The sequence below is a fragment of the Streptomyces sp. NPDC059037 genome (assembly GCF_042740015.1).
In the GTDB taxonomy this organism is placed as follows: domain Bacteria; phylum Actinomycetota; class Actinomycetes; order Streptomycetales; family Streptomycetaceae; genus Streptomyces.
Map to the genome: position 1 here is coordinate 1 of NZ_JBHYIG010000066.1, position 26,771 is coordinate 26,771.

The 26,771-nt window shown below is 70.6% G+C and carries 26 protein-coding genes; 6 read left to right on the top strand and 20 right to left on the bottom strand.

The window, feature by feature from the left end:
• Positions 1 to 53 precede the first annotated feature (53 nt).
• The 5 genes from ACFWY6_RS16215 to ACFWY6_RS16235 are packed head-to-tail and all read right to left on the bottom strand — an operon-like array spanning position 54 to position 7,284.
• Positions 54 to 1,016: a glycine betaine ABC transporter substrate-binding protein gene (locus ACFWY6_RS16215; protein ID WP_384690146.1), complete on the bottom strand. Its 963-nt coding sequence runs from the start codon at positions 1,014 to 1,016 to the stop codon at positions 54 to 56.
• 48 nt (positions 1,017 to 1,064) lie between these two features.
• Entirely contained in the window at positions 1,065 to 3,080 is a 2,016-nt protein-coding gene (locus ACFWY6_RS16220; RefSeq protein WP_384690150.1) for an ABC transporter permease, read from the bottom strand.
• Positions 3,077 to 4,171, bottom strand: coding sequence for a glycine betaine/L-proline ABC transporter ATP-binding protein (locus ACFWY6_RS16225; RefSeq protein WP_384690152.1), 1,095 nt, complete (start codon positions 4,169 to 4,171; stop codon positions 3,077 to 3,079). The genes ACFWY6_RS16220 and ACFWY6_RS16225 overlap by 4 nt, the downstream gene beginning before the upstream one ends.
• Positions 4,168 to 5,703, bottom strand: a complete 1,536-nt coding sequence (locus ACFWY6_RS16230; protein WP_384690155.1) for a GMC family oxidoreductase — start codon at positions 5,701 to 5,703, stop codon at positions 4,168 to 4,170. The genes ACFWY6_RS16225 and ACFWY6_RS16230 overlap by 4 nt, the downstream gene beginning before the upstream one ends.
• A 51-nt stretch (positions 5,704 to 5,754) precedes the next feature.
• Positions 5,755 to 7,284: an aldehyde dehydrogenase family protein gene (locus tag ACFWY6_RS16235; protein ID WP_384690158.1), complete on the bottom strand. Its 1,530-nt coding sequence runs from the start codon at positions 7,282 to 7,284 to the stop codon at positions 5,755 to 5,757.
• 156 nt (positions 7,285 to 7,440) lie between these two features.
• Between ACFWY6_RS16235 and ACFWY6_RS16240 the strand changes: the two genes are divergently transcribed.
• Positions 7,441 to 8,187, top strand: coding sequence for a hypothetical protein (locus tag ACFWY6_RS16240; RefSeq protein WP_384690160.1), 747 nt, complete (start codon positions 7,441 to 7,443; stop codon positions 8,185 to 8,187).
• Positions 8,188 to 8,227: 40 nt separating this feature from the next.
• On the opposite strand, the gene ACFWY6_RS16245 is transcribed toward ACFWY6_RS16240, so the two are convergent.
• The 6 genes from ACFWY6_RS16245 to ACFWY6_RS16270 form a co-directional block, all read right to left on the bottom strand.
• Positions 8,228 to 8,755, bottom strand: a complete 528-nt coding sequence (locus ACFWY6_RS16245) for a hypothetical protein (protein ID WP_384690162.1) — start codon at positions 8,753 to 8,755, stop codon at positions 8,228 to 8,230.
• Positions 8,752 to 9,000, bottom strand: a complete 249-nt coding sequence (locus ACFWY6_RS16250; RefSeq protein ID WP_266870156.1) for a helix-turn-helix transcriptional regulator — start codon at positions 8,998 to 9,000, stop codon at positions 8,752 to 8,754. The genes ACFWY6_RS16245 and ACFWY6_RS16250 overlap by 4 nt, the downstream gene beginning before the upstream one ends.
• 64 nt (positions 9,001 to 9,064) lie before the next feature.
• The gene (locus ACFWY6_RS16255; RefSeq protein WP_384690166.1) at positions 9,065 to 9,820 is read right to left on the bottom strand and encodes a hypothetical protein; all 756 of its coding nucleotides are present in this window, start codon (positions 9,818 to 9,820) and stop codon (positions 9,065 to 9,067) included.
• A 9-nt stretch (positions 9,821 to 9,829) separates the two neighbouring features.
• On the bottom strand, positions 9,830 to 10,207 hold the full coding sequence (locus ACFWY6_RS16260; protein ID WP_384690169.1) for a hypothetical protein: 378 nt from the start codon (positions 10,205 to 10,207) through the stop codon (positions 9,830 to 9,832).
• Positions 10,204 to 12,039 (bottom strand): hypothetical protein, encoded by a 1,836-nt coding sequence (locus ACFWY6_RS16265; protein ID WP_384690172.1) that lies wholly within the window; start codon positions 12,037 to 12,039, stop codon positions 10,204 to 10,206. Before ACFWY6_RS16265 ends, ACFWY6_RS16260 begins: the two co-directional genes overlap by 4 nt.
• A gap of 120 nt (positions 12,040 to 12,159) precedes the next feature.
• Positions 12,160 to 13,086, bottom strand: coding sequence for a LysR family transcriptional regulator (locus tag ACFWY6_RS16270; RefSeq protein WP_384690175.1), 927 nt, complete (start codon positions 13,084 to 13,086; stop codon positions 12,160 to 12,162).
• Between the two features lie 132 nt (positions 13,087 to 13,218).
• Here ACFWY6_RS16270 and ACFWY6_RS16275 point away from each other — a divergent pair, with 132 nt between their 5' ends.
• Positions 13,219 to 14,670 carry an MFS transporter gene (locus ACFWY6_RS16275; RefSeq protein WP_384690178.1) on the top strand — a complete coding sequence of 484 codons (1,452 nt, stop codon included), beginning with the start codon at positions 13,219 to 13,221 and terminating at the stop codon, positions 14,668 to 14,670.
• Between the two features lie 13 nt (positions 14,671 to 14,683).
• On the opposite strand, the gene ACFWY6_RS16280 is transcribed toward ACFWY6_RS16275, so the two are convergent.
• Positions 14,684 to 15,673 (bottom strand): malate dehydrogenase, encoded by a 990-nt coding sequence (locus ACFWY6_RS16280; protein ID WP_384690183.1) that lies wholly within the window; start codon positions 15,671 to 15,673, stop codon positions 14,684 to 14,686.
• Between the two features lie 260 nt (positions 15,674 to 15,933).
• On the opposite strand from ACFWY6_RS16280, the gene ACFWY6_RS16285 reads away from it, so the two are divergent.
• Positions 15,934 to 17,049 (top strand): RNA polymerase sigma factor, encoded by a 1,116-nt coding sequence (locus ACFWY6_RS16285; protein ID WP_384690185.1) that lies wholly within the window; start codon positions 15,934 to 15,936, stop codon positions 17,047 to 17,049.
• A gap of 48 nt (positions 17,050 to 17,097) precedes the next feature.
• Here ACFWY6_RS16285 and ACFWY6_RS16290 read toward each other — a convergent pair whose 3' ends face one another.
• The gene (locus ACFWY6_RS16290; RefSeq protein WP_384690188.1) at positions 17,098 to 17,475 is read right to left on the bottom strand and encodes a toxin Doc; all 378 of its coding nucleotides are present in this window, start codon (positions 17,473 to 17,475) and stop codon (positions 17,098 to 17,100) included.
• Positions 17,475 to 17,714, bottom strand: a complete 240-nt coding sequence (locus ACFWY6_RS16295) for a hypothetical protein (protein WP_384690191.1) — start codon at positions 17,712 to 17,714, stop codon at positions 17,475 to 17,477. Before ACFWY6_RS16295 ends, ACFWY6_RS16290 begins: the two co-directional genes overlap by 1 nt.
• 56 nt (positions 17,715 to 17,770) lie before the next feature.
• On the opposite strand from ACFWY6_RS16295, the gene ACFWY6_RS16300 reads away from it, so the two are divergent.
• A complete protein-coding gene (locus tag ACFWY6_RS16300) occupies positions 17,771 to 18,214 on the top strand; it encodes a hypothetical protein (RefSeq protein WP_384690193.1) in 444 nt (147 codons plus the stop codon).
• 45 nt (positions 18,215 to 18,259) lie between these two features.
• Here the strand turns inward: ACFWY6_RS16300 and ACFWY6_RS16305 are convergent, their stop codons facing one another.
• From ACFWY6_RS16305 to ACFWY6_RS16325, 5 genes are all read right to left on the bottom strand, one after another.
• Complete coding sequence (locus ACFWY6_RS16305) at positions 18,260 to 18,829, bottom strand: DUF664 domain-containing protein (RefSeq protein ID WP_384690195.1); 570 nt, start codon at positions 18,827 to 18,829, stop codon at positions 18,260 to 18,262.
• 284 nt (positions 18,830 to 19,113) lie between these two features.
• Positions 19,114 to 19,773, bottom strand: coding sequence for an MSMEG_1061 family FMN-dependent PPOX-type flavoprotein (locus ACFWY6_RS16310; protein ID WP_384690198.1), 660 nt, complete (start codon positions 19,771 to 19,773; stop codon positions 19,114 to 19,116).
• A gap of 156 nt (positions 19,774 to 19,929) precedes the next feature.
• Positions 19,930 to 21,336: a carboxyl transferase domain-containing protein gene (locus ACFWY6_RS16315; protein WP_384690201.1), complete on the bottom strand. Its 1,407-nt coding sequence runs from the start codon at positions 21,334 to 21,336 to the stop codon at positions 19,930 to 19,932.
• Positions 21,329 to 22,813 carry an acyl-CoA synthetase gene (locus tag ACFWY6_RS16320; protein WP_384690204.1) on the bottom strand — a complete coding sequence of 495 codons (1,485 nt, stop codon included), beginning with the start codon at positions 22,811 to 22,813 and terminating at the stop codon, positions 21,329 to 21,331. Before ACFWY6_RS16320 ends, ACFWY6_RS16315 begins: the two co-directional genes overlap by 8 nt.
• 150 nt (positions 22,814 to 22,963) lie before the next feature.
• Positions 22,964 to 24,259, bottom strand: a complete 1,296-nt coding sequence (locus ACFWY6_RS16325; RefSeq protein ID WP_384690207.1) for an SLC13 family permease — start codon at positions 24,257 to 24,259, stop codon at positions 22,964 to 22,966.
• A gap of 408 nt (positions 24,260 to 24,667) precedes the next feature.
• Between ACFWY6_RS16325 and ACFWY6_RS16330 the strand changes: the two genes are divergently transcribed.
• Both ACFWY6_RS16330 and ACFWY6_RS16335 read left to right on the top strand, forming a co-directional pair.
• Positions 24,668 to 25,381 carry a FadR/GntR family transcriptional regulator gene (locus tag ACFWY6_RS16330; RefSeq protein ID WP_384690209.1) on the top strand — a complete coding sequence of 238 codons (714 nt, stop codon included), beginning with the start codon at positions 24,668 to 24,670 and terminating at the stop codon, positions 25,379 to 25,381.
• 133 nt (positions 25,382 to 25,514) lie between these two features.
• Complete coding sequence (locus tag ACFWY6_RS16335) at positions 25,515 to 25,976, top strand: pyridoxamine 5'-phosphate oxidase family protein (protein ID WP_384690212.1); 462 nt, start codon at positions 25,515 to 25,517, stop codon at positions 25,974 to 25,976.
• Between the two features lie 43 nt (positions 25,977 to 26,019).
• Here ACFWY6_RS16335 and ACFWY6_RS16340 read toward each other — a convergent pair whose 3' ends face one another.
• A complete protein-coding gene (locus ACFWY6_RS16340; RefSeq protein WP_384690214.1) occupies positions 26,020 to 26,667 on the bottom strand; it encodes a dihydrofolate reductase family protein in 648 nt (215 codons plus the stop codon).
• Positions 26,668 to 26,771 lie beyond the last annotated feature (104 nt).

The window sequence follows — 26,771 nt, forward strand, 5'->3', positions numbered from 1 at the left end:
GTGCCGGGGGCCCTTTGAAAGGGCGCCCGGCACCGTCGCGTATGGCAGTTACGTCACTTCTTCGGGATCCAGGACTCCCAGACGTCCTTGTTCTCCTTGACCCACTTCTTGGCCGCGGCCTCGCCGCTCATCTTGTCCTTGGCGATGGACATGGCGACCTCGTTCTGCTGCTCGGTCGTCCACTTGAAGTTCTTCAGGAACTCGGCCGCCTTGCCGCCGTCCTTGGCGAAGTCGGCGTTGAAGTACTTCTGCAGCGGGGTGTTGGCGTAGCCGCACTTGGTGGCGGTCTCCGGCTCGTTGCAGCCCTCCTTGAACTCGGGCAGCTTCACCTCGACCAGGTCCATGTCGGCGTTGGCCCACAGGGGCTCCCACCAGTAGGTGATGAAGGGCTTCTTGGCGGCGTACTTGCCCTGGATCTCCTTGATCTGGGCCGCCTCGTTACCGGTGTCCTTGATCTTGAAGTTCAGCTTGTGGTTCTTGATCAGGAACTCGTCGTACGTGGTGTACGACGGCGCCGCGCCGATGAACTCGCCCTTGCCGCCGCTGCGGTCGCTCTTGAAGTCCTTGGCGAACTTGTTGAGGTTCTTGTAGTCGAGGATCTCGGGGTGCTTGTCCGCGTAGTACTTCGGGACGTACCAGCCGATGTGGCCGGTGACACCCAGGTCGCCGCCCTTGACGACCGTCTTCTTCTGGTCGATGTAGAGCTTCTGCTTCTTGGGCTGACCGTCCCAGTCCTCCAGGATCGCGTCGGCCTTGCCGTTGTTCAGCGCGTCCCAGGCGATCGGCTCGTCGAGCTGCTTGAGGTCGACCTTCTTGACGCCGACCTCCTCCTCGAGGAGCACCTTGGCGACCTCGGCGTTGGCGCGCGCGCCGACCCACGAGGGCACGGAGATGGTGACCTCGTCGGAGCTGCCGGAGGACTTGGTGTCGGCGGCGCTACAGGCGCTGAGCGCGACCATGGACGCGGCGCCGAGAGCGGCGATGACAGTAGTGCGTATCCGCTTGCTGTGGTTCACGAGACTGTTCCCTTACGTAGCAGGAGAGCGGTTCGGGGGGTGCGTACGTCAGCGCAGTGCGCGTTCCTTGACGTCCTTGCCGGGCTGGGAGATGCGGTCGAGCAGCACACCGAGGCAGACGATCGCGATACCGGCCGTCATGCCGAGGCCGAGGTCGCCCTTGGTGAGGGCCTTGATCACGTCCACACCGAGCGCGCCGCCGCCGATCATGCTGCCGATGACGACCATGGAGAGGACAAGGACGACGCCCTGGTTGAGGGCGACGAGCAGTGCGGGCCGGGCCAGCGGCAGCTGGACCTGCCAGAGCTGCTGGCCGGTGGAGGCGCCGAGTGAGCGGGCCGCCTCCAGGGCCGAGGGGTCGATCTGGCGGATGCCCGAGGCCGTGATGCGGATCACGGCGGGCAGCGCATAGATGACGGCGGCCACCGCGCCGGCCGAGGGGTCGTTGCCGAACAGCCCGACCATCGGGATCAGATAGATGAAGGCCGGCAGGGTCTGCATGGTGTCGAGCACCGGCCGGATCGTCCGCTCCACCCAGTCGACCCGGGCCGCGAGCACACCGATGGCGAAGCCCAGGATCAGCGTGACCACCAGGGCGGCGATCACCTGCGAGAGCGTGTCCATCGACTTGTTCCACAGCCCCATCCCGCCGATCGCGGCGAGCGCGAGCACCACGGTGACCGCCGAGCGCCAGCGGCCGGCCAGATAGGCCAGGACACCGGCGACCAGAAGCAGCGCCCACCACGGGGTGGCGAGCAGGCCGTCGAACATCGGGTTGATGACGCCGCGGGTGAAGAGGCTCGCCCAGGTGTGGGTGCCGCCGACGATGGGGACGCCGGAGCCGAACTCCCGCTCGACCCAGCCGGAGGCGTCGTTGATCGGCTGGGAGATGTCCACGACCCAGTTCTCCGGCCACTCGGTGCGGCCGAGCGCCTGGCCGAGGACGGTGGCGCCCGCGACCACGGCGGCCATGACGGCCCACAGGACGCGCGTCGCGAAAGCGCTGCGCGGGGGCGCCGAGTCGTCGATGCGTGCGCCGAACCCCGCGGTCGTCCGGTCCAGCCAGATGGCGATCAGCACGATCGCGATGCCCGCCGGGGCCGCGAGGCCCACGTCGAGGGTGGAGATCGCCGTGAAGATCGGGTCACCCAGACCGCCGGCGCCGACCACCGTGGCGAGCACGACCATCGAGAGCGACATCATGATCGTCTGGTTGAGGCCGAGCAGCATCGGCTTGCGGGCCAGCGGAAGGCGGGCCGTCCACAGCCGCTGCCAGGTGCTGGCGCCGAGCGACTGCGAGGCCTCCAGGGCGGCCGCGTCGGCGCCGCGCAGGCCGAGCGAGGTGAGCCGGGCCATCGGCGGGGAGGCGTAGATGACGGTCGAGATGAAGACGGCCGGGGTGCCGACGTCGAACATCATCACGACGGGCAGCAGATAGGAGAAGGCCGGAAGCACCTGCATGGTGTCGAAGACCGGCCGCAGGAAGCGCTCGGCGCGGTCCGAGAGCCCGGCCGCGAGGCCGAGGAGCACACCGACCAGCGCCGCGACGGCCACACAGACGACCATCAGGGCGAGGGTCTCCATCGCCTCTTCCCACACGTCGAGCAGGCCGATCACCGCGAAGGCGGCGAAGGCGGTGCCCGCGAGGGTCAGTGCGCGCCGACGCAGGCCGGCGCCGCCCGCGTACCAGGAGATGAGCACGGCGGCGACGGTCACACCGATGAAGCCGAGGCTCTCCAGGCCGCTGAGCACAGCGTCCACCGCGGATTCCGAGGTGTTGCTGATGTGCAGCAGGAAGTACAGGAAGATCGGGTGGGTGTCGCGGTTCTGCGCCATCCACGTGCTGACGTCGTCGAGCGGCGAGCGCACGTCGAAGGTCAGATCGGAGGGCCAGACACCGTTCGCGGTGACGGCCGCCGAGACGACCGCGACGAGGACGGCGCAGAGCAGCGCGATGGCCTTGGGGTTGCGCAGCAGACCGGCCAGCGGCCCGCGGCCCTCGGAGAGGCCCGGCGGGGACACGCTGTCCTTCTTCTCCAGTACCGGAGACGGGGCGACACTCATACAGCCGCCACCTCCTTGTCCTGGGGGTCATTGTCGAGGCCCGCGACCACCGCGAGCAGCTGCTCGTGGTCGACGACGCCGAGGGTGCGGCCGCCCTCCACGACGCGGCAGTGCTCACCGCTGCGCGCGACGGCCTCGATCGCGTCGACGACCAGCGTGTCCGGGCCGATCGCGGCACCGGTCTCGGCCTCGCCGCCCTCGGCGGGGCGCATGGCACGGCGTACGGAGATGACCTGCTCGCGCGCCACGTCCTGGACGAAGTCGCGGACGTAGTCGTCGGCCGGGTTGGCGACGATCTCCTCGGGGGTGCCGAGCTGCACGATGGCGCCGTCCCGCATCAGCATGATGCGGTCGCCCAGGCGCAGCGCCTCGCTCAGGTCGTGGGTGATGAAGACCATCGTGCGGCCCTCTTCGCGGTGCAGGCGGATGACTTCTTCCTGCATGTCCCGCCTGATCAGCGGGTCGAGCGCGCTGAACGGCTCGTCGAAGAGCAGCACTTCGGGGTCGACGGCCAGGGCGCGGGCCAGGCCGACGCGCTGCTGCTGGCCGCCGGAGAGCTGGGTGGGGCGGCGGTGCTCCAGGCCTTCGAGGCCGACCTTGGCGACGACCTCCATGGCCTTGGCGCGGCGCTCGGCCTTGCCGACGCCCTGGATCTCCAGGCCGTACGCGACGTTGTCGAGGACCGTGCGGTGCGGAAGGAGGCCGAAGTTCTGGAAGACCATCGCGGCCTTGTGGCGGCGCAGTTCACGCAGCTGGTTCTTGTCCATGCCGAGCACGTCGGTGCCGTCCATGGATATGGAGCCGCTGGTCGGCTCGATGAGCCGGGTCAGGGTCCGCACCAGCGTGGACTTGCCGGATCCGGACAGGCCCATGACGACGAAGACCTCGCCCTTCTGGACGTCGAAGCTGACGTCCCGGACGGCCGCCGTGCAGCCGGTGCGCTCGCGCAGCTCGGCCACGGAAAGACCCGCGTACTCCTCGTTGCCCGGTACGCCCTTGGCCTTGGGCCCGAAGACCTTCCACAGGTCCCGGACGGTGAACACGGGCTCCGCCGCGTCGGTGGCGGGCGTCTTCTCAGTGGTGGTGGTCATCGGACATCACTCCCGGTCAGCAGTTCCGCGCACTTTTCCCCGACCATGAGCACTCCGATCATCGGGTTCACGGCCGGCATCGTCGGGAAGACGGATGCGTCCGCGATTCGGATTCCTTCGAGTCCCCGGATCCGCAGAGCCGGGTCGACCACGGCGAGTTCATCAGTGGAGGCACCCATTCGGCAGGTCCCTGCCGGGTGGTACACCGTGTGCGCGGCTTTGCGCACGAGCTCGCTGATCTCGGCGTCGTCGGTGACGTCGGGGCCGGGGAACACCTCGCGCTTGAGCCACTTGGCGAACGGCTCGGCCTGCGCGACCTTGCGCGCCAGCTTGATGCCGTCGACGAGCGTCTGCCCGTCGTAGTCGCCCTCGTCCTCGAAGTACTTGAAGTCGAGGGCGGGCTTGACCTCGGGGTCCGCGGAGGTGAGGTAAAGACGGCCGCGCGCACGGGACTTGGGGATGTTCGGCGTCATCGAGACGCCGTGCTCGGGACGTTCGTAGCCGAGCCGCTCCGGGTTGTCCGTGAACGGGATTTGGTAGAAGTGGAACATCAGGTCCGGGCCCTTGTGGTCCGGGTCCCGCTTCACGAACAGACCGGCGTCCGAATCCATCGCGGAGTTGCCGGGGATGGGCCCGTTGGTCTCCCAGACGATGACCGACTCGGGGTGGTCGATGAGGTTCTCGCCGACGCCCGGCAGGTCGTGCACGACGGGGATGCCGAGGGCCTGAAGGTCCTTGGCGGGGCCGATGCCGGAGTGCATGAGCAGCCGCGGCGTGTCGACGGCACCGGCGCAGACGAGCACCTCGCGGCGGGCGGTGAGCAGCTGCTCGGCGCCGTCCTTGGTGCGGATGTGGACGCCGCGGGCGGTCTTGCCCTCCAGCTCCAGCTTGGTGGCCCAGGTCTCCAGGAACAGGTGGAGGTTCGGGCGGTCACCGGCCTCCATGTGGGGGTGGAGGTAGGCGACCGAGGCGGAGGAGCGCTTGTTGTTCTCCGGGTGGTACGAGAGGTCGAAGAAGCCGACGCCCTCGTCGAAGGGCTTGTCGTTGAAGCCGACGACCTCGGGGACGCCGAGCGCGGTCTTCGTCGCCTCGACCCAGTCGGTGGCGATCTGGTTCTGGTCCTTCTTGGCGACGCGTACGACGTTGTTGCGCAGCTTGCCGTAGAAGGGGTCCATCGCCTTGGCGCCCCAGCCGGTGGCCCCGGCCTCTTCCCACTCGTCCCAGTCGGACGGCAGCGGCTTGAAGGAGATCAGGGTGTTGTGCGACGAGCAGCCGCCGAGCACCTTGGCGCGGCTGTGCAGGATGTGCGAGTTGCCCCGCGGCTGCTCGGTGGTGGTGTAGCCGTAGTCGAGGTCGCCGCCGAGCAGGCCGAGCCACTTGCGCAGCGTGAGGACGTCCTGGCGGTCGATGTCGCTGGGGCCGCCCTCGATGACGGCGACGGTGACGTCCGGGTTCTCGGTGAGCCGGGACGCGATCACCGATCCTGCGGTGCCGCCACCGACGATGACGTAGTCGTACTCGGTCTGGGACATGCGGTTACTCCAACGTTCTGCGCGTAATGAGCGGTCGTACGTATCGAGGGCTCAGCCCGCGAACCAGCGCACCGGCGCGGGCGCCAGGTTCTGGTAGATGTGCTTGGACTCCCGGTACTCGGCGAGCCCGGCGGGTCCGAGCTCGCGCCCCACGCCGCTCTTGCCGAAGCCGCCCCACTCCGCCTGCGGCAGGTAGGGGTGGAAGTCGTTGATCCAGATGGTGCCGTGGCGCATGCGGCGGGCCATCCGGCGCCCGAGACCGGCGTCGGTGGTCCACACGGCGCCCGCGAGACCGTACTCGGTGTCGTTGGCGAGCGCTACGGCCTCGTCCTCGGTGCGGAAGGTCTCGACCGTCAGGACCGGGCCGAAGACCTCTTCGCGTACGACCTTCATCTCGCGGTGGCACTGGTCGAGCACGGTGGGCTCGTAGAAGTAGCCGGTCGCGGGGCGGGCGTCGCTCGGCTCGGGGCGCTTGCCTCCGGAGCGGAGCACCGCGCCCTCCTCCAGGGCGGACGCGACGTACATCTCGGTCTTCTCGCGCTGCTGCTGCGAGACGAGCGGACCGCACTCGACGCCGTCCTCGGTGCCGCGGCCGAGCTTGATCTTGCTTGCGCGGCGGGCGAGTTCGGCGACGAAGCGCTCGCGGACGGACTCCTCGATGATGAGGCGGCCACCGGCGGAGCAGACCTGACCGCTGTGGATGAAGGCGGCGTTGAGCGCCTGGTCGACGGCGGTGTCGAAGCCCTCTTCGGTGGCGCAGGCGTCGGCGAAGACCACGTTGGGGTTCTTGCCGCCGAGTTCGAGGGCGACCTTCTTCACGCCGAGCGCGGCGGCCTGGGCGACCTTGGTGCCGGAGACGAGGCCACCGGTGAAGGAGACCAGGTCGACGTCGGGGTGGTCGGCGAGCCGGGCGCCGACGGTGTGGCCGGGACCGGTCACGATGTTGGCGACGCCCGCCGGGAGGCCGGCCTCGACCAGCAGCTCGATGAGCGCGACCGTGGTCAGCGGCGTGATCTCGCTCGGCTTGATGACGAAGGTGTTGCCCGCGGCGAGCGCCGGGGCGATCTTCCAGCTGGCCTGCAGGAGCGGGTAGTTCCAGGGCGTGATCATCGTGCAGACGCCGATGGGCTCGTGCACGACGACGCTGTGGATGTCGTCGGATCCGGCGTCGACGACACGGCCCGCGCCCTCGCCGATCACCAGGTCGGCGAAGTAGCGGAAGGCGTCGGCGACGCAGTCCACGTCGACGCGGCCCTCTTCGAGGGTCTTGCCGGCGTCACGGCTCTCCAGGAGCCCGATCTCTTCCCGGTCGCGTACGAGGAGGTCGGCGACGCGGCGAAGCAGCGCGGCACGCTCGGCGACCGGAGTGTCCGGCCACGCTCCGTGGTCGAACGCCTCGCGGGCGGCGGCGATGGCCGCGTCGGCGTCCTCGGTGCCGCCTTCGGCGATCACTGCGAACGGCTTGGCATCCGCCGGGTCGAGGATCTCGCGCGTGGCGCCGGAGAGGGCGTTAAGCCACTCTCCGCCCACATGGATGGTCTGTTGTGCGGACACGTCCCGTTTGCCTTCCGTTCCTGTCATATGCCCCGCCTGTCACTCGCGGTAGCCGGGTCCACCTGCCCTCGGGTGAAGAAACCATGCGTATTACATGGCCGAAAGTGCGCTGTGTCACTGCCCGTGCAGGCACTCGGGGCGAAACGTACGCTCGAAGAGGGGTTTGTCACTGGAGGTGGCGTAATGCGCAGAATTTCCAGGAAGCAGGCGTGGGGAACAGCGGCCTGTACGGCGGTCGCCCTCCTGGCCGCCCCGGCGGTCGCGCTCGCCGGCACGGAGGACTTGAGCGCACAGGAGATCTCCGACAAGGCGGAGAAGGAACTGCTCGACGCCAAGTCCGTCCATCTCGAACTGGAGCAGAAGGGCACGGACCTCGACGACGAGGAGCCCGCCACGATGGAACTGACCCTGGACCAGGACGACAACTGCGTCGGCTCGCTGACCATGCCGGACAAGGGCGGCGGCCTGGAGCTGATCAAACAGGGCGAGAAGGTCTGGATGAAGCCCGACCTCGCCTTCTGGAAGGCGCAGCTCCCCGGCGGCCAGGGCGAGGCCGCGGCCGACATCATCGGGGACCGCTATCTCTACGGCACCACCGATGACGCCCTGCTCAAGGACATGGCCGGGGTCTGCGACCTGAAGGAGATCCAGAAGGAGCTCCGGGACGAGTCGGGTGACGAGTCGACGCTCAAGAAGGGCGACCGGACCACGGTCGACGGCACCGACGTCATCCCCGTCACCGGCAGGGAAGACGGCAAGACCATCACGCTGTACGTCGCGGCCGAGGACACTCCGTACCTGGTCAGGGTCACGGAGAAGGGGCAGGGGACCGACTCGACGCTGAAGCTGTCCGAGTACGACAAGCCGGTCCCGAAGGACACCCCGTCCGAAGAGGACTCGGTGGACGTGTCGCAGCTGCAGGGCGTCTAGAACGGCGGCCCGGCAGGCAACTACTGAGCGGCTGCTCCCCTCACGCCTCGTCGAAGTCCGCGGGCTCGTCCTCCACCGCGAGCCCCGCCACCCACAGCGGCATCAGCCAGTGCAGGACAAACAGGGTGAACAGGACGGGAAAGAGCAGCCCTTCGGTGTCCCAGCCCTGGAGCGCGACCACGCCCGCACCCACGGCGGCCGCGAGCAGCAGCCACTGCGTGAGCCCCCGCGCGCGGGCGGCGACGCGGGCCTTCTCCGCGCGCTGCCGCTCGTCGAGTGCCCGCTCGCGCAGTTCGAGGAGGCCGCGCGTGGAGCCGTTGATGACGCCGGTGGCGAAGCACCACGGCAGGAGCAGGGCGACCATCGTCCACATCGCCCACCGCTGATCGCCCACGACGGTCAGCAGCCAGGCCGCGACGCTCGCCACGGTGAGCGCGATGTGCGCGCCGACCGCGAGCCGCCTGCGCGCGGCGGTGGCGTAGAAGGGCGCCGCCTCCCGCCGGTTCATGAGCGCGAACATCCGCCGGTCGTACCCGGTCATCTCCCGCGCCTGCTGGTCCGTCATCATCCCTGACTCCTCCCGTAGACCTCATCCGTGAGCGGGCGGAACGGCCGGAGCGAGAACAACGCCTCCACCGGCAGCCCGAAGAACTCCGCGATCTTCAGCGCCAGGTCGAGGCTCGGGTTGTACTGCCCACGCTCGATGTAACCGATGGTCTGGTAGTGGACCCCCACCGCCTCGGCCAGGCTCTGACGCGACACCTTTCGCTCCGCGCGCACCATCGCCAACCTATTGTGCACTTGCTCGCTCATGTATAAGAAGTACTACATCGGCGAGCATGTTGACAACAGAGGGCGAGGTGGATGGGTGCCGCGTCTAGTCGGCCGGCTCGGGGCAGATCTCTTCCGGCGGGCAGAACCATGCGAGGGCCGTCTCCATCAGCGCCTCCTCGTCGGACCTGCCGTCCGCGTCGGCGCCGTACACGGCAAGGGCGTAGAGCTCGCCGTCCACGGACTCGAAGCGCTGGTCGATGACGTACCAGGGACCGATGTCCGGCTCATCCTTGAGCGAGTCGGCGAGGTAGTCGAGCCGGGCGCTGGGGAGGCCTCCGACGTCGGCGCGCGTCAGGTCGAGCCGGTCGAAGCCGTCGGGCAGGCGCCGCTTCGGCTGGTCCAGCCACACCTGCAGCGATTCATAGCCGCTCGGCTCCTGCACCTTGTACACCTGGAGCCTTCGACTCCCGTCGAAGTTGCGGTAGTTGACGATGTCCGGGCCGTACACGGCGTCAGCCGTCGAGCGGGTCCAGCCCTCATCGGGGAGGGCGAGCCGGTAGCCGAAAGCGTCCTGCACGGTCTCGTATCCGTCGGGCGGACCGCCCGGCGCGGAGGGCGACGGGGTGTCCTCGGGGCTCGCTTCGGGCTGCTCGACCGCCGTCAAGTACCCCGTCGGCTCCGGCTCGTCCTTCCAGCCGAGCGCCCAGCCGCCGAAGGCCAGGGCGCAGACCGCGAGGACCGACACCGCACCGCGCAGCGCCTTGTCCTGGCGCACCGCGTCCCGGTCGTGGAGCTCGGCGATCCGCTGCTCCTGCTCATGACTCGCCCACTCCTGCCGGTCGGCGTCGAAGATCCGCACGGTCGTTCCTCAGCCCGTGATCTGGGCGATCGCCTGGAGGACCGCCGTGACGGACGCGGCCGTCGCGGCGGCCGCGGTGTACTGCTCAAGGCGGCCGCGCAAGCGGGTGAGCAGCTCGCCGTCGCTGCGCCCGCTGCGGCCGATCTCCCGCTCCACCTCGTCCAGTTCGGCGTCCAGTACCGCCTCGTCGGGCGTACGTTCCGATGCCGGGGGCAGCCCGCCGCGCAGCGCCCGCACCTGGGTGAGCAGGTGCTGGTGGTGCGGATCGGCCGTCACCACCGAGTAGTTGGTGGAATCGGCCCTGCCGTGCGCGCCGAAGGCCTGCGAACCGCCGGTGATCGAACCGATCTGGACGTGCGCGCCGCCGCTCTCCCCGTCGCCGCTCATGCCGTGCTCCTCTCGGTGTGCGTGGCCCGGCCGTGGGTGCCGGTGGCGAGGGCGCCGCCGGACATCTCCTTGATGTAGACCCCGCTGTTGTTGATCTGCGTGATGTTCTGTTCCAGGCGGTCGGTGCGGTAGCCGCCGGCCCGCAGCGCGTCGCGTACGCCCTCGCCGATGCGGTCCTGGAGGGTACGGATGTACCGGGCGACGTCCATCTCCTGGAAGAGGGAGAGTTCGTCGGTGCTCGCCAGTTGGCGCAGCGAGACCAGCGGGGCGTCCGGCGGCGCCTGGTCCGGGCCGCCCAGGCCGAGCCGGGAGCACAGGGCGCGCAGCATGCGGGCGGCGCGCGGCGCGGGCACGGGCCCTTCGGGCTGTGCGAGCCAGAGCCGGAACGAGGTGCCGGCGGAGGGCAGCGCACGCAGGGCGGCGATGCCGACCGCCACGCCTGCCGCGGGCCCGTCGACGCAGGCGCGCAGGGCGTCGCGGACGGGGCCCTCCGGCTCGCGCGCCACGACCGTGTCGACCTCGCGGAACTCGGGGACGATCGGGCCCAGTACGTGCGGCACCACTTCGAGGACCAGCATCCCGCCCTGGGTGTGCACCCTGACCAGGAGCGAGACGACGACCTGTTCGTTCCAGGCGCCGACCCTGATGCGCAGGAAGTGCCGCCGTGCCTCGCCGCCCTCGCCCGCGGCCCTGGCGATGTGCCGCTCGGTCTGCTCGGTGTCGTAGACCCCCGCGGTCGCGTGGACCCCCGTGGTGTCGCTCACCTGGCCGGTGCGGAGCCGCTCGTCGCGGCCCACGCCCGCGGGCAGATAGACGAACTCCTCGATCTCCAGGTCCCGCAGCCGGTCCACGCTCGTGGCCCCGGCGGAGGTGCGCAGGTCCTTCAGACGGGGCCGGATCATCTCGATGACCTCGCGCGCGGAGAGCGGCTCGTACGTGCGCTGCTTGGGCAGGCCGCCTCCCGACTCCGTGTCGGCGCGCTGCAGTTCGAGCACGACGGACCACGGCTCACGGGGCTTCCCGGCGCCCATGAAGGGCCGGTTCGCGTCGTAGAGGGTGACGTTGGCGTCCTGTTCGCGGCGGATGCAGTCGGCGATGCGGCTGAAGCGGGCGGGCAGTGCCGGCTGCTCGGTCTCGGTGAAGGTCTGCCGTGCCAGGCGCGTACGCAGCATGCGCTTGCGCAGGTACTGGTGCCGCCACACCACGGCCGCGATGAGCAGCGGGAAGATCACTGGGTACGGCGTCCGGGTCTCCTTGATCTCGATGACCGCGAAGACCGTGTACGAGGCGGCGCACCACCACGCGAACCCCGTCACCAGCCAGCCGAGCCGGCGCCGCAGCCAGGACAGGATCGGCGGCAGGTTCACCTTCCGCAGCACGCTGCCGTCGGCGCCCCGGCCGGAGAAGACCCGGGCCAGCCACAGCAGCAGGACGACCACGGCGTACGACAGTGCCCAGCCGCCCGGCACCGCGCCGCCGAACGTGCCGGGGCTCGGCGCGCCGAACGCCTCGGGATCGAGGGCGAGCAGCGCGAAGTCCGCGCCGGACACGCCGGAATCGCCGCCCTGGGAGTCCTCAAGGGCGTCCCAGGCAAGGACCGCGTCGGTGACGAGGAACCCGATCCACACCGCTGCCAGGAGCAGCGCGGTGGTCACCTCTTCGCGCCGGGCCCGCAGCGCGTGCGCGAGCACCGGAAGCACATCGGCCCCGAACGACGGCGCGACGGGACGCTCCGCGTGGTCGACGAGCTCGGACACGACCCGGCCGCGGAACACCGCGTCCAGGTGGACGCCGGCACACAGCAGTCTGGTGGCCTCGGTGTTACCTGCCATGGCGCCAACTCCGTTGAGATCAATCGGAATTGGAGGCTAAGCGGAGCGCGCGCACGGCGGCCGCGGGAAGGCGGGCACGCCCCTCGGACAGGTGAATTCCCGGCACTCGTTCAGGTGACCTCAAGTGACCTCAAGCAGATCCCGCACACACCCCCGCAGCCACGCGTGCGCCGGGTCCGCGTCGTGCCGGGGATGCCAGGCGATGGCAAGCCGCAGCGGCGGCAGGTCGAGCGGGACGTCGAAGGTGACCAGGCCCAGGGTGTCGGTCAGCGGCCGGGCCCAGGAGGTGACCAGGCCCACCAGGTCGGTGCGGAGCAGCACGAAGAGGGAGGACGGATAGGTGCCGACACTGCCCACCACCCGCCGCTCCAGACCCAGTTCGGCGAGCGCGGCATCGAGCGGGCCGTGCAGTCTGCCCTTGCGGGAGACCGTGATGTGATCGGCGGCGGCGAACCGCTCGGGCGTCAACTCGCCGCGCAGCAAGGGGTGTCCGGGACGCACGACACCCAGCATCCGGTCGTCGTGCAGCCGCTCGATCCGCACCTCGGGCGCGACCGTGTCGATCACCCCGACCTCCAGATCGGCCGTGCCCTCGCGCAGCACCGGCGCGTCCACATGGCTCTCGCCGAGGAACCGGATGCGTACGCCGGGGGCCTCGGCCGCGGCGCGGGCGAAGAGCGCGGGGCCGTATGCGGCGGCGATCACGTCGCTGCCGAGGACGGTGAGGGTGCGGGACACGGTGCGCAGATCGGCCGCGCCGGGACCGGCGAACAGCGCGCGGGCGCGTTCCACCACGGCGCTCACCTCGGCCCGGACGGCGAGCGCGTGCGGGGTGGGGACCATCCGCCGCCCCGCCCGCACCAGGACGGGGTCGCCGAGCGCCTTGCGGATACGGCCCAGGGTGCGGCTCATCGCGGGCTCGGACAGATGCAGACGGCGGGCGGCGCCGGAGACGCTCTCCTCGTCGAGCAGCACGTCGAGGGCGAGCAGGAGGTTCAGGTCGAGGCCCCGGCCCGGGTCGGACGGCGCCACTTCGGAATGCGCCATTCTGGAATGCGTCTCTTCGGAATGCGTCACGCGCATATATCCCTTGCAAAGGTTGCACTGGAGATCAGGTAGACGGCGAGCCTACGGTGGCAGCGCATCCCACACCACGCCACGACGCTCCCTGGAGGAGCCTTGCCCTCGCCTGCCCGAAACCGGACCGAGCCGCTCAAGCAGCTCAAGCGCTCGGCCGAACTCACCCTCTGCGCCTGCGTGCTCGTCGCGCAGAGCATGGTCGCCGCCATCAACCTCCTCATCCCGCAATTGACTTCGTCGTCCGTCCACCCGTCGTCGAGCGAACTGCTGTGGACGGTCGACGCGTACGTCATCGTCTTCGCGGGGCTGCTCATCCCCGCGGGCGCCGTCGGCGACCGCTACGGACGCAAGGGCGCGCTGCTCTGCGGTCTCGGCCTCTTCGCCGCGGGCGCCACGGTCAGCGCGCTCGCCACCGGGCCCGTCCCGCTGATCGCCGGACGCGGTGTCTCCGGCGCGGGCGCCGCGCTGATCATGCCCGCGACCATGTCGATCCTGGTGCGCACCGCAACGCCCGAGCACCGGCCGCGCGCGGTCGCCTCCTGGGCGCTCGCCGCCGGGCTCGGCGGCTTCGCGGGGAACGCCGTCGGCGGCCTGATCGGCCAGTACCTGCCGTGGCGCGCCCTGTTCTGGGTGATGGTGCCGCTCGCCGCGCTGCTCGCCCTGGCCGTGGTGCGCACAACTCCCCGTACGGAGAAGTCGGTCGGGGCCGCCATCGATCCCCTCGGCGCCACACTCCTGACCGGCGGTCTCGTCGCGGTGCTCTTCGGCATCATCGAGAGCCCGGCGCACGGCTGGACGTCGGCGCGCATCGGCATCGCCTTCGGGGTGGGCGCGGCGCTCGTCGCCGCGTTCGTGGGGCACGCCCTGCGCTCCCGCTCGCCGCTCTTCGACCCGCGGGTCTTCGGGTCCCGCAGGCTGCGGGCCGCGACGCTCGGCACGGCCGCGTCCTTCTTCGGCCTCTTCTCGCTCTTCTACGTCAACTCGCAGTATCTGCAGTACGTGAAGGGGTACGGCGCCGCCCGTGCGGGCCTGGCCATCGTGCCGCTCACCGTCGGCATGATCCTGGTCCCCAGGTTCGCGGCACGCTGGTCGAAGCGGCCCCGCCCGCTGGTCGGCGGCGGACTGCTCCTGATCGGGCTCGGACTGCTCGGCGCGTCAACGGCGCACGAGGGCACGCCCTACGCGGCGTACGCCTGCTGGCTGCTCGTCATCTCGGCGGGCACGGGTCTTTCCATGCCCGCGCTCGCCCTCGGCGTCGTCTCGTCGCTGCCGCCGCACCAGGCGGGCCTCGGCTCGGGGCTCGGGACGTCGGCGCGGGAGGTCGGGGCGGCGCTCGGGGTGGCCGTCACGGGGACGGTCCTCGCCTCGCACCCGGGGTTCACCTCCGGGATGGAGGCGGCGCTGCGCGTCGTGGGGCTCACGGTGGTGGCCGCGGCGGCCCTGGTCACCCTCGGGTACCGGACCGGACGCACTGCGCCCCCGGCTGCCGATCGAGCGGCCGCCGGGGGCGCAGTGGACGAACGCGCGTACGGGCAGAGCCGGACGCGATGACGTACCAGACGTACTAGATGAGGCCGAGGCCGCGGACCGCCTCGCGCTCCTCGGCGAGCTCCTTGACCGACGCGTCGATGCGCGCACGCGAGAACTCGTTGATCTCCAGGCCCTGGACGATCTCGTACTTGCCGTCCTTGGTGGTGACGGGGAAGGAGGAGATCAGGCCCTCCGGAACGCCGTACGAACCGTCCGACGGGATACCCATGGAGGTCCAGTTGCCGTCCGCCGTGCCGTTGACCCACGTGTGGACGTGGTCGATGGCGGCGTTGGCGGCCGAGGCGGCCGAGGACGCGCCACGGGCCTCGATGATCGCGGCGCCGCGCTTGGCGACCGTCGGGATGAAGTCGTCGGCGAGCCAGGCCTGGTCGTTCACGACCTCGGCGGCGTTCTTGCCGGCGATCTCCGCGTGGAAGATGTCCGGGTACTGCGTCGCCGAGTGGTTGCCCCAGATGGTGAGGCGCTTGATGTCGGAGACCGACGTGCCGGTCTTCTTCGCGAGCTGCGAAAGCGCGCGGTTGTGGTCCAGGCGGGTCATCGCGGTGAAGCGCTCGGCCGGTACGTCCGGGGCGGCGGCCTGCGCGATGAGCGCGTTGGTGTTGGCCGGGTTGCCGACGACGAGGACCTTGATGTCGTCCGCGGCGTTGTCGTTGATGGCCTTGCCCTGCGGCTTGAAGATGCCGCCGTTGGCCTCGAGCAGGTCGCCGCGCTCCATGCCCTTGGTGCGGGGGCGGGCGCCGACGAGGAGGGCGACGTTCGCGCCGTCGAAGGCGACGTTCGGGTCGTCGCTGATCTCGATCGAGTTCAGCAGCGGGAAGGCACAGTCGTCGAGCTCCATGGCGGTGCCCTCGGCGGCCTTCAGCGCCGGCGTGATCTCCAGAAGGCGCAGGTTGACCGGCACGTCCGCGCCGAGCAGGTGGCCCGAGGCGATGCGGAAGAGCAGTGCGTAGCCGATCTGGCCGGCCGCGCCGGTGACGGTGACATTCACGGGAGTGCGGGTCATGGCGATCTCCGTAAGACAGCTGGCGGTGGGGGTCCCTGCCCCTTGTGCTGGATCCCCTGCCGACGCCGCTTCGATCGCCTCTCGATGATCGATCTCTTGGCATCAAGAGAGATCCGGAGTCAGGCTATACCGCCTCGGGCCGGGCGGTGCGCCGGGTCCGTGTGGCCCCGCCCCCACCCGGGCGGCGGCCCCCCCCCGGGGGGGGGCGCGGCCGCCGGGGGCGCCGCGGCCCGCCGCCGGCGCGGCCCCCCGCCCACGCCGTGCAGGAGGCGCTGGTCGAGGCGGTCCGCGGCTGGCCCACCGACCAGCCGCGCGACCCCAAGGGCTGGCTGGTCACCGTGGCCTGGCGCAAGTTCCTCGACGCGACCCGCGCGGACACCGCCCGCCGCCGGCGTGAGGACCGCGTCGACGAGGAGCCGGCCCCGGGGCCGGCGCCCGCGGTCGACGACACGCTCCAGCTCTACTTCCTGTGCGCCCACCCGTCGCTGACGCCGTCGTCCGCGGTCGCGCTCACACTGCGCGCCGTCGGCGGTCTCACCACCCGCCAGATCGCCCAGGCCTATCTGGTGCCCGAGGCGACCATGGCGTCGGGGGTACCCCCGGCCGGAGGCTGGGGGAGCATCAGCCGGGCCAAGCGCACCGTCTCCGGCGTGCGCTTCGAGCAGCCCGGCGACGTCGCCACCGTCCTGCGCGTCCTGTACCTGGTCTTCAACGAGGGCTACTCCGGCGACGTCGACCTCGCCGCCGAGGCCATCCGGCTCACCCGGCAGCTCGCGGCCGCGATCGACCACCCCGAGGTGGCGGGGCTGCTCGCCCTCATGCTGCTCCACCACGCCCGGCGCCCCGCCCGTACGGCGCCCAACGGCAGCCTGGTGCCGCTCGCCGAGCAGGACCGCGGCCGCTGGGACACCGAGTCGATCGCCGAGGGCGTCCAGATCCTGCAGGCGGCCCTCGCCCGTGACCGCCTGGGCGAATTCCAGGCCCAGGCAGCCATCGCCGCCCTCCACGCCGACGCACCCACCGCCGAGGAGACCGACTGGGCGCAGATCGTCGAGTGGTACGACGAGCTCGCGGGCCTGACCGACAACCCGGTCGTCCTGCTCAACCGCACCGTGGCCGTCGGCGAGGCCGACGGACCGCGCGCCGGCCTGACGGCGCTCGCGAAGCTGGACGACACTTCCCCAAGCTCTCGGCTTCGCTCGAGCAGGGGAGACCCCATCCCCCGCCACACCGCGGTGGCGGCGTACCTCCACGAACGCGACGGCGACCTGGCGACGGCGGCACGGCTGTACGCGGAGGCGGCCCACAAGGCACGCAACCTCGCCGAGCGCGACCACCTGACCCGCCAGGCCGCCCGGCTCAACGCCCGCCGCTGACGCCCACGGGCCGCGCCAGGCCGGGGGACCGGCCGTGACCCGTCACGGTCAGACCTTCCAGGACCTGATCCGGTCGGCGACGGCGTAGACGCTGATGCGGCTCTCGCGGATGGTGCGTACGAGGTCGGAGAGCGCTCCGTAGGGCGGGTCGATGCCCTCGCCGGACTGGTCCATGTACTGGGCGGCGACGAACGCCGCGTACAGACTGTTGCGATAGGGCAGCGGCTCCAGGCGCACGATGGTGTGCAGCAGCGCGGCGGCGCGCCATGCGGCGTCCGGGTCGGCGGATTCCAGGGTCGGCAGTTTCGTCTTGTGCCGGGCCACGGCGGCGACCAGCGTGGAGTAGTCCGACACGGACATGTCCTCGGGCGCGACGGCGAACTCCTGGACGTCCAAGAGCCAGGCGACGTCTATGTACAGAACCATCAGGCGGCCGTGGACCCCTCATTGCGCTCGGAGGGCGGAACTTCCTGGGGGCGGTCCTCGTCGAACTCGGACCGCAGCTTCTCGGCCCATTCGGAGGCGCCGACGATGAACTGCTTGCGCTCCGCTTCACGGACACCGAGGTCGTGCACGTACTGCTTGAGACTCTTGCCCGCGGCCGCCGCAGCCGCGCGGACTCCCTCGAACTCCTTGTCCGTGAAGGACACGTTCAGCGATGGCATACCACCAAGGTACCAATCAGGTACCTGAGGTGCTCCGGCTGCGCGAAGATCTACGCATGGACCTGGATAGCCCGCTGCTGGGCCACTGGAGCAGCCTGCCCTTCTCGTACGGCGTCATGGAGGCCTCTGAGCTGGGCCTTCTCGGCGATGGTCGGGGATGGAGCGCGTGGTTCAACGCCAATGCGCTCAGCGTCACGCGCCTGACGTGGCGGTGCCCACGGCCGGGCGTCGTCGAGCTGCATACGAGGTGGAGCGTGCAGGGGACCATCAGCGACGGCCCCGGACCGCTGGCCTTCGCCACGACGGAGCCGGTTGAGCGGCTGGACGAGGTCACGTGCCATCGCTACGTCATCGAACCCGCGATCCCGATGCCCGGAGCCGATCCGCTGATGGCGATCAACTTCGAGGAACCGGTGGAATTCTGCGACCAGTACGCCCGGGGCCCAAGGGAGATAGGCCCCGAGGACGACCCTTCCCACCTGGTACGTCCGTACCGATAAGGCTGCCCGAGCGCCCGGCATCGGGCAGCCACCGGAGCCGAATCGCTACTGGCCCACCCTGCCGTCGACGCACTCGCGCAACAGGTCGGCGTGACCGCAATGACGCGCGTACTCCTCGATCCTGTGCACCAACAGCTCGCGAATCGCGATCCCGTCCTTCCCCACCCGCTCACCCAGATCCGGGTGGGCGGCCAGCGCGGCGTCGGTCGCGGCCTGCTCGCGCTCCAGAGCGGCGTACGCGGCGTCGACCTCGGCCTGCTCGGCGACGGCCCCGTCGAAGTCCGCGTCACGCTTGCCGTACAGCTTCGGCACCGGATCACCGTCGGTGATCCAGTTGCGCCAGTCCCGCTCCACCTCGACGAGGTGCCGGATGAGGCCGAGCAGCGACATCGTCGACGGCGGAACCGACCGACGGGCCATCTGCTCCGCGTCCAGTCCTTCGCACTTCATCAGCAGGGTGATGCGGTAGTTCTTGAGAAAGTCCTCCAGCGTCGCAAGCTCGCCGTCCGGACTGACTCCTTCGCCGTCGCGGGGATCGTCGTCCGGGTCGGCCCACATGTCGGGGTAGACGGTGGCCTGGCTCCAGCGTGCGGGTTGGTCGCTCATGGGGTGCATGCTCGTGGGTGACGCCCCGGGCCCGCCACTGATTTTTCCCACTGCCTCAGGAGGGCGAAGTCGTCGGGGGCCAGGCCGATTCGGGGGTCGATGCGACGGAGCAGGGCGGGGCGTTTCACCCGCTTGTCGGGCAGCCCCCCCAGCGGACCGTCGACATTTCGACGGGCGGTCTCCGGTGTGGGGGAGCCCCTCCGCTGATGGTTTACGGGATGCCCCGCGATTGATCTCGGCATGCTGATCTGGGGGGGAACGGGTCGGTGGTTCAGCAGTCGCTGGTCGGCCCGTTACTCGTAGCGGTACTTCAGCGAGTCCGCCTCCGCCTGCTCGATGTCGGCGATCGTCAGTTCCGGCATCCGCAGCTGGGCCAGCGTCACCTCGGCCGAGGCCGGCTGGGCGTCCGCCGGCAGCCACTGCTCCGGCTTCCAGGCCCCGCTGCGCAGGAGCGACTTGGGGCAGTGCGGGTAGACCTCCTCGATCCCCACCACCAGCGCACTGGCCGGCGGCTTGCCCACGGCGGTCAGTTGCGAAAGCAGCTCCGGGCGGGTGGAGACGCAGGCCCGGCCGTTCACCCTGAGCGTCGTGGTGCGCCCCGGGATGACGAACAGCAGCCCGGCCCGTCCGGTGGCGATGATGTTCTGCAGGGAGTCCAGACGCTTGTTGCCGGTCGCGTCCGGTATGGCCACCGTTCGTGCGTCCAGGACAGCCACGAACCCGGCGGGGCCGCCGCGCGGGGAAACATCACAGTTGCCCTCGGCGTCCGCGCTGGCGACCAGGACCAGCGATGAGCAGCCGATCAACCGCCGGGTCTGCTCGGTGAGTTCGGTCATCTGCTTGCGCACGGCCGCGGCGCCGGGGCGTTCGTAGACCCGGCGCAGCGTCTCCTGGTCGGGCACGGCGTCGAGGCGGAGCGAGTCGAATGCACTGCTGGCAAGGGATGTCGTCATGCGCCCGACACTAATGGGCCGACCTGCGATTGATCTTGGAGGGTCGGTGTGGGGCCCAGCACCTGGCTGATGCACCTTCGCATCACGGCCTGCTGAACCACGACTCAGCCGGACCCACAGGCCGACACACCCCGAGATCAATCGCGGGTCAGCCCGTTAGGAGGGGTCTTTCGTGTCCACGATGCCGCGTACGACGCCGAGGTCCACCAAGTCCTGTGGGCGGATGCGCAGTTGGTCTGCCGTGGCGCGCACCTCGTCCTGTGGTCGTTTGAGGATGGCCGCCGCTGCTTCCGGGGCGATGACCGAGAAGTAGCTGTCCGGTGTTGCCCAGGTGTTGGTGGGGGCGGCGAGTGCCAGTGCGCCGCCCGAGCCGCCCTCGCCGATCAGCAAGGTGGTGATCGGGGTGTCGGCGGCGGCCACTGCGCCGAACAATTCCGCGATGGCCGCGCCCGCTCCGTGGCCTTCCGCCGCCGCGTCGTTGGCGGCTCCGGGGGTGTCCACCAGCGTCAGTACGGGGATGCGCAGCCGGTCCGCGAGGCGGATCAGCCGTGCGGCGGTGCGGTAGCCGGCGGGGCGGGTGGGGGTGCCGGTCTGGGCCGCGTAGGCGACCGTGTGCGTGCGGCCGGTGGCGTCCGGGCGCTCGCCGAATCCGCACAGCATGCCCTCGTCGGTGCCGCCGCACCGGTCCCCGCTGATCGCCGCGCGGTGTGTGAAGTAGGCGTCCAAGTAGGCTGCGGCGTGCGGGCGTTGGGGGGATCTGGCGTTGCGTACGGCGTCCCATCCGGTGGCCGGGAGCTCGGTGACGCCCAGGGCGGGGGGAGGCGGGGCCGGCTCGGTCGACGGGTGGCTCAGCAGGTGCAGCCAACGTCCGAGTGCCCGTGCCAGCTCCTGCGACGGAACCACCGCGTCGATCGCACCCGCCGCCAGCTGCGCCTCCGCCGTGTAGGCGGCCGGGTCCGCGTCGGGCGGCCGTACGCGTGAACCGGCGAAACCCACCTCGGCGCCCGGCAGCGCCAGGATCACGTCGGCGCCCGCCCCCAGGGTGGCCCAGCCGCCTCCCGTGGTCGGGTCGAGGAGGACGGCGACCTGGGGCAGTCCGGCCTGTCTGGTGCGCGCGGACTGCCCTGCGACGCGCTGGAGTTGGACCAGCGCGCGCATGCCCTCCTGGACGCGGCTGCCGCCCGTCGCGACGAGTGAGACGAGCGGGACGCGGGCCTCACGCGCGTACGTGTACGCCGCCTCCAGGCGATCACCCGTGCGCTCGCCCAACGACCCGCCCAGGAAGCCGAATTCGAAGGAGATCAGCACGGCGGTGATCCCGCCGACGGTCGCCGTGCCGCAGACGACCGACTCCTCCTCGCCGGTGCGGTCGGCCGCACGCGCGCGCGAGGCGTCGTAGCCCTGCCAGGACAGGGGGCCGTCCGTCCTGTACTCGCCTGCCGGGGCGGGCAGTTCGGTGAAGTCGTCCGTGACGAGGCCGATGGCCTCGCGCGCCGTGCGCCGCCGGACGCCGCCAGCTTTGGGGCGCCCGTCCTCGGTCGCCGGTCGTCGGTCGTCAGTCATGGGCCAGCGCCCGCTTCATGATCTTGCCCATGTCGTTGCGGGGCAGGGCGTCGAGGTAGTGCACGACCCGGGGCCGCTTGTGAGGGGCCAGGCTGCGAGCCACATGGTCGGCCAACTCATCGGCCGACGGCGGGGCTTGGGGATCGGCGGGCACGATCCACGCCACGATCCGCTCGCCGAGGTCGGCGTCCGGTTCACCGGTGACCGCGGCCTCCCGCACACCGGGGTGTTCCAGGAGCGCGTTCTCGATCTCGCCCGCCCCGATTTTGTAGCCGCCGCTCTTGATGAGGTCGGTGGCCTTGCGGCCGACGATGCGTACGTAGCCGTCGGGGTCACGCACCGCCATGTCGCCGGTGCGGAACCAGCCGTCCTCGGTGAACGCCGCCGCCGTCGCGTCGGGCCGGTTGAGGTACTCGGTGAAGAGGTTGGGGCCGCGCACCTGGATCTCGCCGACGGTCTCGCCGTCCCGGGCGGCGACGGCCGTCACTCCGTCCTCCTCCGTGAGACGCAGTTCGACACCCGGCAGCGGCACCCCGACCGCGCCCGCGCGTGGCTCGCCGTCCGCGCGCACGCTCGTGTTCATCAGCGTCTCGGTCATCCCGTACCGCTCGATGACGCGCCGCCCCGTCGCCGCCGCGATCCGCTCGTGGTCGTGCACGGGCAGGGCCGCCGACCCCGACACGAGCAGCCGCGCCCGCGCAAGTGCCTTGGCCAGCGCGGCCTCGTCGGGCAGCGCCTCCGCGATCCGGTGGTACATCGTCGGCACCCCGAACAGCATCGTGGCGCCCCCGCTCAACTCCTGTGCCACGCCTGCCGTTTCGAACCTGCCGAGATGCCGTACGGATCCACCGCGGCGCAACGGGCCGAGGATCCCCAGGATCAGGCCGTGCACGTGGAAGAGCGGAAGAGCGTGGACGAGTACGTCGTCGCCGGTCCACTGCCAGGCGTCCGCGAGGGCGTCCAGCGTGGCGGCGACGGCCCGCCGCGGAATCACGGCACCCTTCGGCGGGCCCGTGGTGCCGGAGGTGTAGACGACCAGGGCGGGGTCTTCGGCGCCGCGTTCCGCGAGGCCGGCGGGGGAGGGGCGCCCCGCTTCCGTGGCGTTCACGTCGACGTCGACGCGCTCCAACGCGTCCAGCGGAGAGGGCAGTTGATCGCCTCCGGCCGCGAGGATCAGTGTCGGCGCGCTGTCCCCCACGATGTGCCCCAGCTCGCTCTCGCCCGACTTCGGGTTGAGCGGCACGGCGGGGACGCCCGCAAGGAGCGCGGCGACCACGGCGACGGCGGTCTCCAGGGTGGGGGTGGCCCACACGGCGACCCGCCCCGCGCCCGCGACGCGCGCGGCGAGCGGTGCAGCCGTGGCCGCGAGCTCGCCATACGTCAGGGAACCGTCGCCGAAGCGCAGGGCGGGCCGGTGCGCGTCGGCGCCGTCCGGTTCCGCCAGTGCCGCCGTCAAGGCCGGGAAGAGAGGGGACACGCGTCGTACTCCTTATGTTGTTCGTCAGCCGACCGTAAACCGTCGGTCGTAAGCCGTCGGTCGTAAACCGTTGGTCATAAGCCGTCGGTCGTAAACCGTTGGTCATAAGCCGTTGGTCAGCTGTGCGTCGGTCCGGATGGCGCGGCCGCGTCACCCCCAGTCGGGCACCACCAGGGCGAGCCACACCACAGCGGGCACCACGGCCACCACGATTCCTCCGTACACCATCAACTGCCGGAAGAAACGCTCCCGGTCGACGCCCGGTGCCGCGGCGAGCACCAGCGCGCCGTTGGTCGAGAACGGGCTGACGTCCACCACCGTCGCCGACACCGCGAGCGCGGCCACCATGCCGACCGCCCCGATCTCGCCCTGCGCCAGGAACGGCACGGCCAGCGGAATCAGCGCCCCCATGATGCCGACGGAAGAGGCGAACGCGGAGACCAGCGCGCCGATGTAGCACAGGAGTACGGCGGACAGCAGCGGGACGCCGATGTCGCTGACGCCCTCGCCCGCCCAGTCGATCGTGCCCATCTGGTCCAGGACGCCGACATACGTAAGGACCCCGCAGATCAGCAGGACCGTCGACCAGGCGATCTGGCTGACGGCGTTGCGGCTGTCCTCGGGCCAGCAGGCGGCGAGGAGGACGGCAAGGGTGATGGACGTCAGCCCGGCATCCAGGTCGAAGGCGAGTACGGCGACGACCAGGGCGACGAGGGCGGTGAGGGTGGCGATGCGGGCGGGGGTGAGACGGGCGGCCGCAGCGTCGGTGGTGGCGTGGGTGTCGTCGGCGTCATCGGGGCCTTCCGCTGCTGTTCCTGAGCCGCCGGCGAGCGCATTGGCCTTGGCCAGCTTCAGCCCTCCGAACAGCACGAACACCACACCGGCGATCACGATGTTGACGACCAGTGAGGCGAGGAACAGGGTGATCTCGCTGCCGGGGAGGTTCTCGCGCTCGACGATGCCGTTGACGATCGTCCCGTAGATGCTGATCGGGGAGAAACCGCCGCCCTGCGCGCCGTGCACCACCATCGCGCCCATCAGCAGCGGGCTGATCGCGTACCGCGCGGCGAAGCTCAGGGCGATCGGCGCCACGATGGCGACGGCGGCGGGACTGACCGCGCCGATCGCGGTGAGCGCACCGGTCAGCACGAACATCACCCACGGGATCAGCACCACACGCCCGCGCACGAGCCGGATGGAGGCGTGCACCAGCCAGTCGGTGGTGCCGTTGGACCGTGCGATCGCGAACAGGTATGTCACGCCGACGAGTACGACGAAGAGATCGCCGGGGAAACCGGCGAAGATCTTGTCGGCGTCGAGGTCCGCGACGAGTTCGCCGACGCCGAACGCGGCGGCGAAGGCGAGCGCGCCCATGTTGATGGAGCGGGTGGTGGCGATCACGAACACCACGGCGAGCACGAGGATCGAAATCAGTTCGGCGGACATGCGGGCTCCCGTCCTTGGGTCCCCTGTCGAGGTCTGGCGATGGATGAGTGGCTGGGGCGGCGAGTGGTGGAGTGGCTATGCGGCCATGTGATCGAGTGGCTAAGTGGTCGAGTGGCCGGGTGGCCAAGCGGGTTGGTGGTCAAGCGGCTGAGTGGTGAATTGGTTGAGCGGTCAAGTGGGCTAGCGGCCGAGTGGGCTAGCGGCCGAGTGGCCAAGTGGCCGAGTGGCCAAGTGGCTGAACCACATTGGGTGTTGTCCCTGGAGAGCGTCAAGAGACGCGACATGAATTGGCTCAGCCACTTATCCACTCGGCCACTTATCCACAGACCCGGTGAGCCGGCCGCCCCCGGTGTTACGCTGCCGCGGCAGGGGACCAACACCGCGCAAGAGCGGGCAAGGGGGACGGGCATGACCGACGCGCTGCGCCCGGTGGCGGCCAAGCCGCGCCTGTACGAGCAGGTCCTCGACAGCCTGCGCAACTACGTCGCCGACGGCGGTCTGGGAGCGGGCGACCGCCTCCCGCCCGAGCGCGACCTGGCGGCCAGGCTCGGCGTCAGCCGCGCCTCCGTGAAGCAGGCCATCGTCGTACTGGAAGTCCAGGGCCTGGTCGAGGCCCGGCACGGCGGCGGCACCTACCTGGTCCGCGACACCCTCGACGTCGAGCCGGTCGAGCAACTCGTCGAACGCCGCCGCAGGCTCCCCGACGTACTGGACGCGCGCGAGGCCCTGGAGACCAAGCTCGCCGAACTGGCCGCCGAGCGCCGCACCGACGAGGACCTGGCGGCCATCCGCTCGGCCCTGGCCCGGATGGCCACCGAGATCGAGGACGGCGCGCACGGCGTGGAGGGCGACCGCCTCTTCCACGCGGCGGTCACCGCGGCGGCGCACAGCAGCATCCTCGCCGAGTTCATGCGCTCCATCACCGACCAGATCGCCGAGAGCCGCAACGAATCGCTGCGCCAGCCCGGCCGCCCCCCGCGGTCACACGCCCAGCACCTGGCGATCCTTGAGGCGATCGAGGCCCGGCAGCCCAAGAAGGCGGCGGCGGCGATGCGCAGGCATGTCCGCACGGTGGCGAAGGTACGGCTCCTCGACTGGGACCCCGAGCCGGACACCGAGTAGCTGCCCCCAGCTGCCGCCCCCTGCAGCCGAGTTGCCCCGCGGCCGGGACGATGGGCTGAGCAGCGGATCGGTCGCCGGCCGTAGGACCCCTGCCCCATGCGTACGACGCGGCTGCTGGCTAAGGTCACCATCCATGCAGACCACGGAAACCACACGACGCAATGTGTCGGAGCGCAAGCGCGACACCCTGGCACGGCTCGAGTCGGAGCGGGACATCTGGCTGGCGACGTCCCACCCGGAGCACGGCCCGCACCAACTACCCCTGTGGTTCTTGTGGGACGGACAAGGCATATGGATGTGCACCGGCGAGTCCTCCGTGACCGCACGCAACGTACGCAAGGAGCCCCGCGTCCGTCTGTCGCTCCCCGACACCGTCGACGTGGTGCTGCTGCAGGGCGAGGCGGAGAGCTTCCTTGACCGGGACGTGCCGACGAATGCGGCGGACGCGTTCGTCGGCAAGTTCGGCTGGGACCCTCGCGCGGAGGAAGCCACGTTTCTGTACGTGCATGTGGTCCCGAAGACCGTGCGCGCGTGGCGGGATGAGTCGGAACTGCGCGGCAGGGTCATCATGCGCGACGGAGTATGGCTGGACTAGCGCCCAGCGCACCCTCGCGCCGGCCCACTCTCGCTGTGAGACGTCACTTTCGCCAGAACAGGTGGTGCGTCACGGCGCCGCTCGGGCTCGGCACGACGTCGAGGTGGAACCGGTCGAGGAGCTCATCGGGGGACTCCCAGAGCCGCGCCCCGGATCCGAGCTTCAGCGGCGAGACCGCCACATGCAGGGTGTCGACGAGGTCGGCGTCGAGGAACTCCCGGATGGTGGTGGCCCCGCCGCCGAGCCGGACGTCCTTGCCCTGCGCCGCCTCCAGCGCCTTGTCGAGGACCGTGGCCGGGTCGTCGTCGACGAAGTGGAACGTGGTGTCGGAGAGCGTGAAGGAGGGACGCGGGTGGTGGGTCATGACGAACACCGGGGTGTGGAAGGGCGGTTCGTCACCCCACCAGCCGCGCCAGTCGTAGTTCTCCCAGGGCCCGCGCTGGGGACCGAACTTGTTGCGGCCCATGATCTCGGCACCGATGTTGCGCGCGTAGTCTCGGGTGAGGTAGTCGTCGAGGCCGCGGCTGCCTCCGGGGTCGGTGCGCATGGGCCAGCTCGCCGTGGCGCCGGCCCAGGAGAACATGGTCCCGGGATCGGCATGCCCGAACGGCCTCTCGAGGCTCTGGCCCTCACCGGCACCGAACCCATCGCTCGAGACATTGAAGTTCTGGACCCGCAACAGCTGTGGCACGTGCTTCCTCCTGTGTTGGTTGACGGTGATGAGACTGCCCGGACCGCGCAAACTCATCGCGGCGGGCGGGACCGGTCAGAAAGTGGGGTCACGGAGGACTGAGC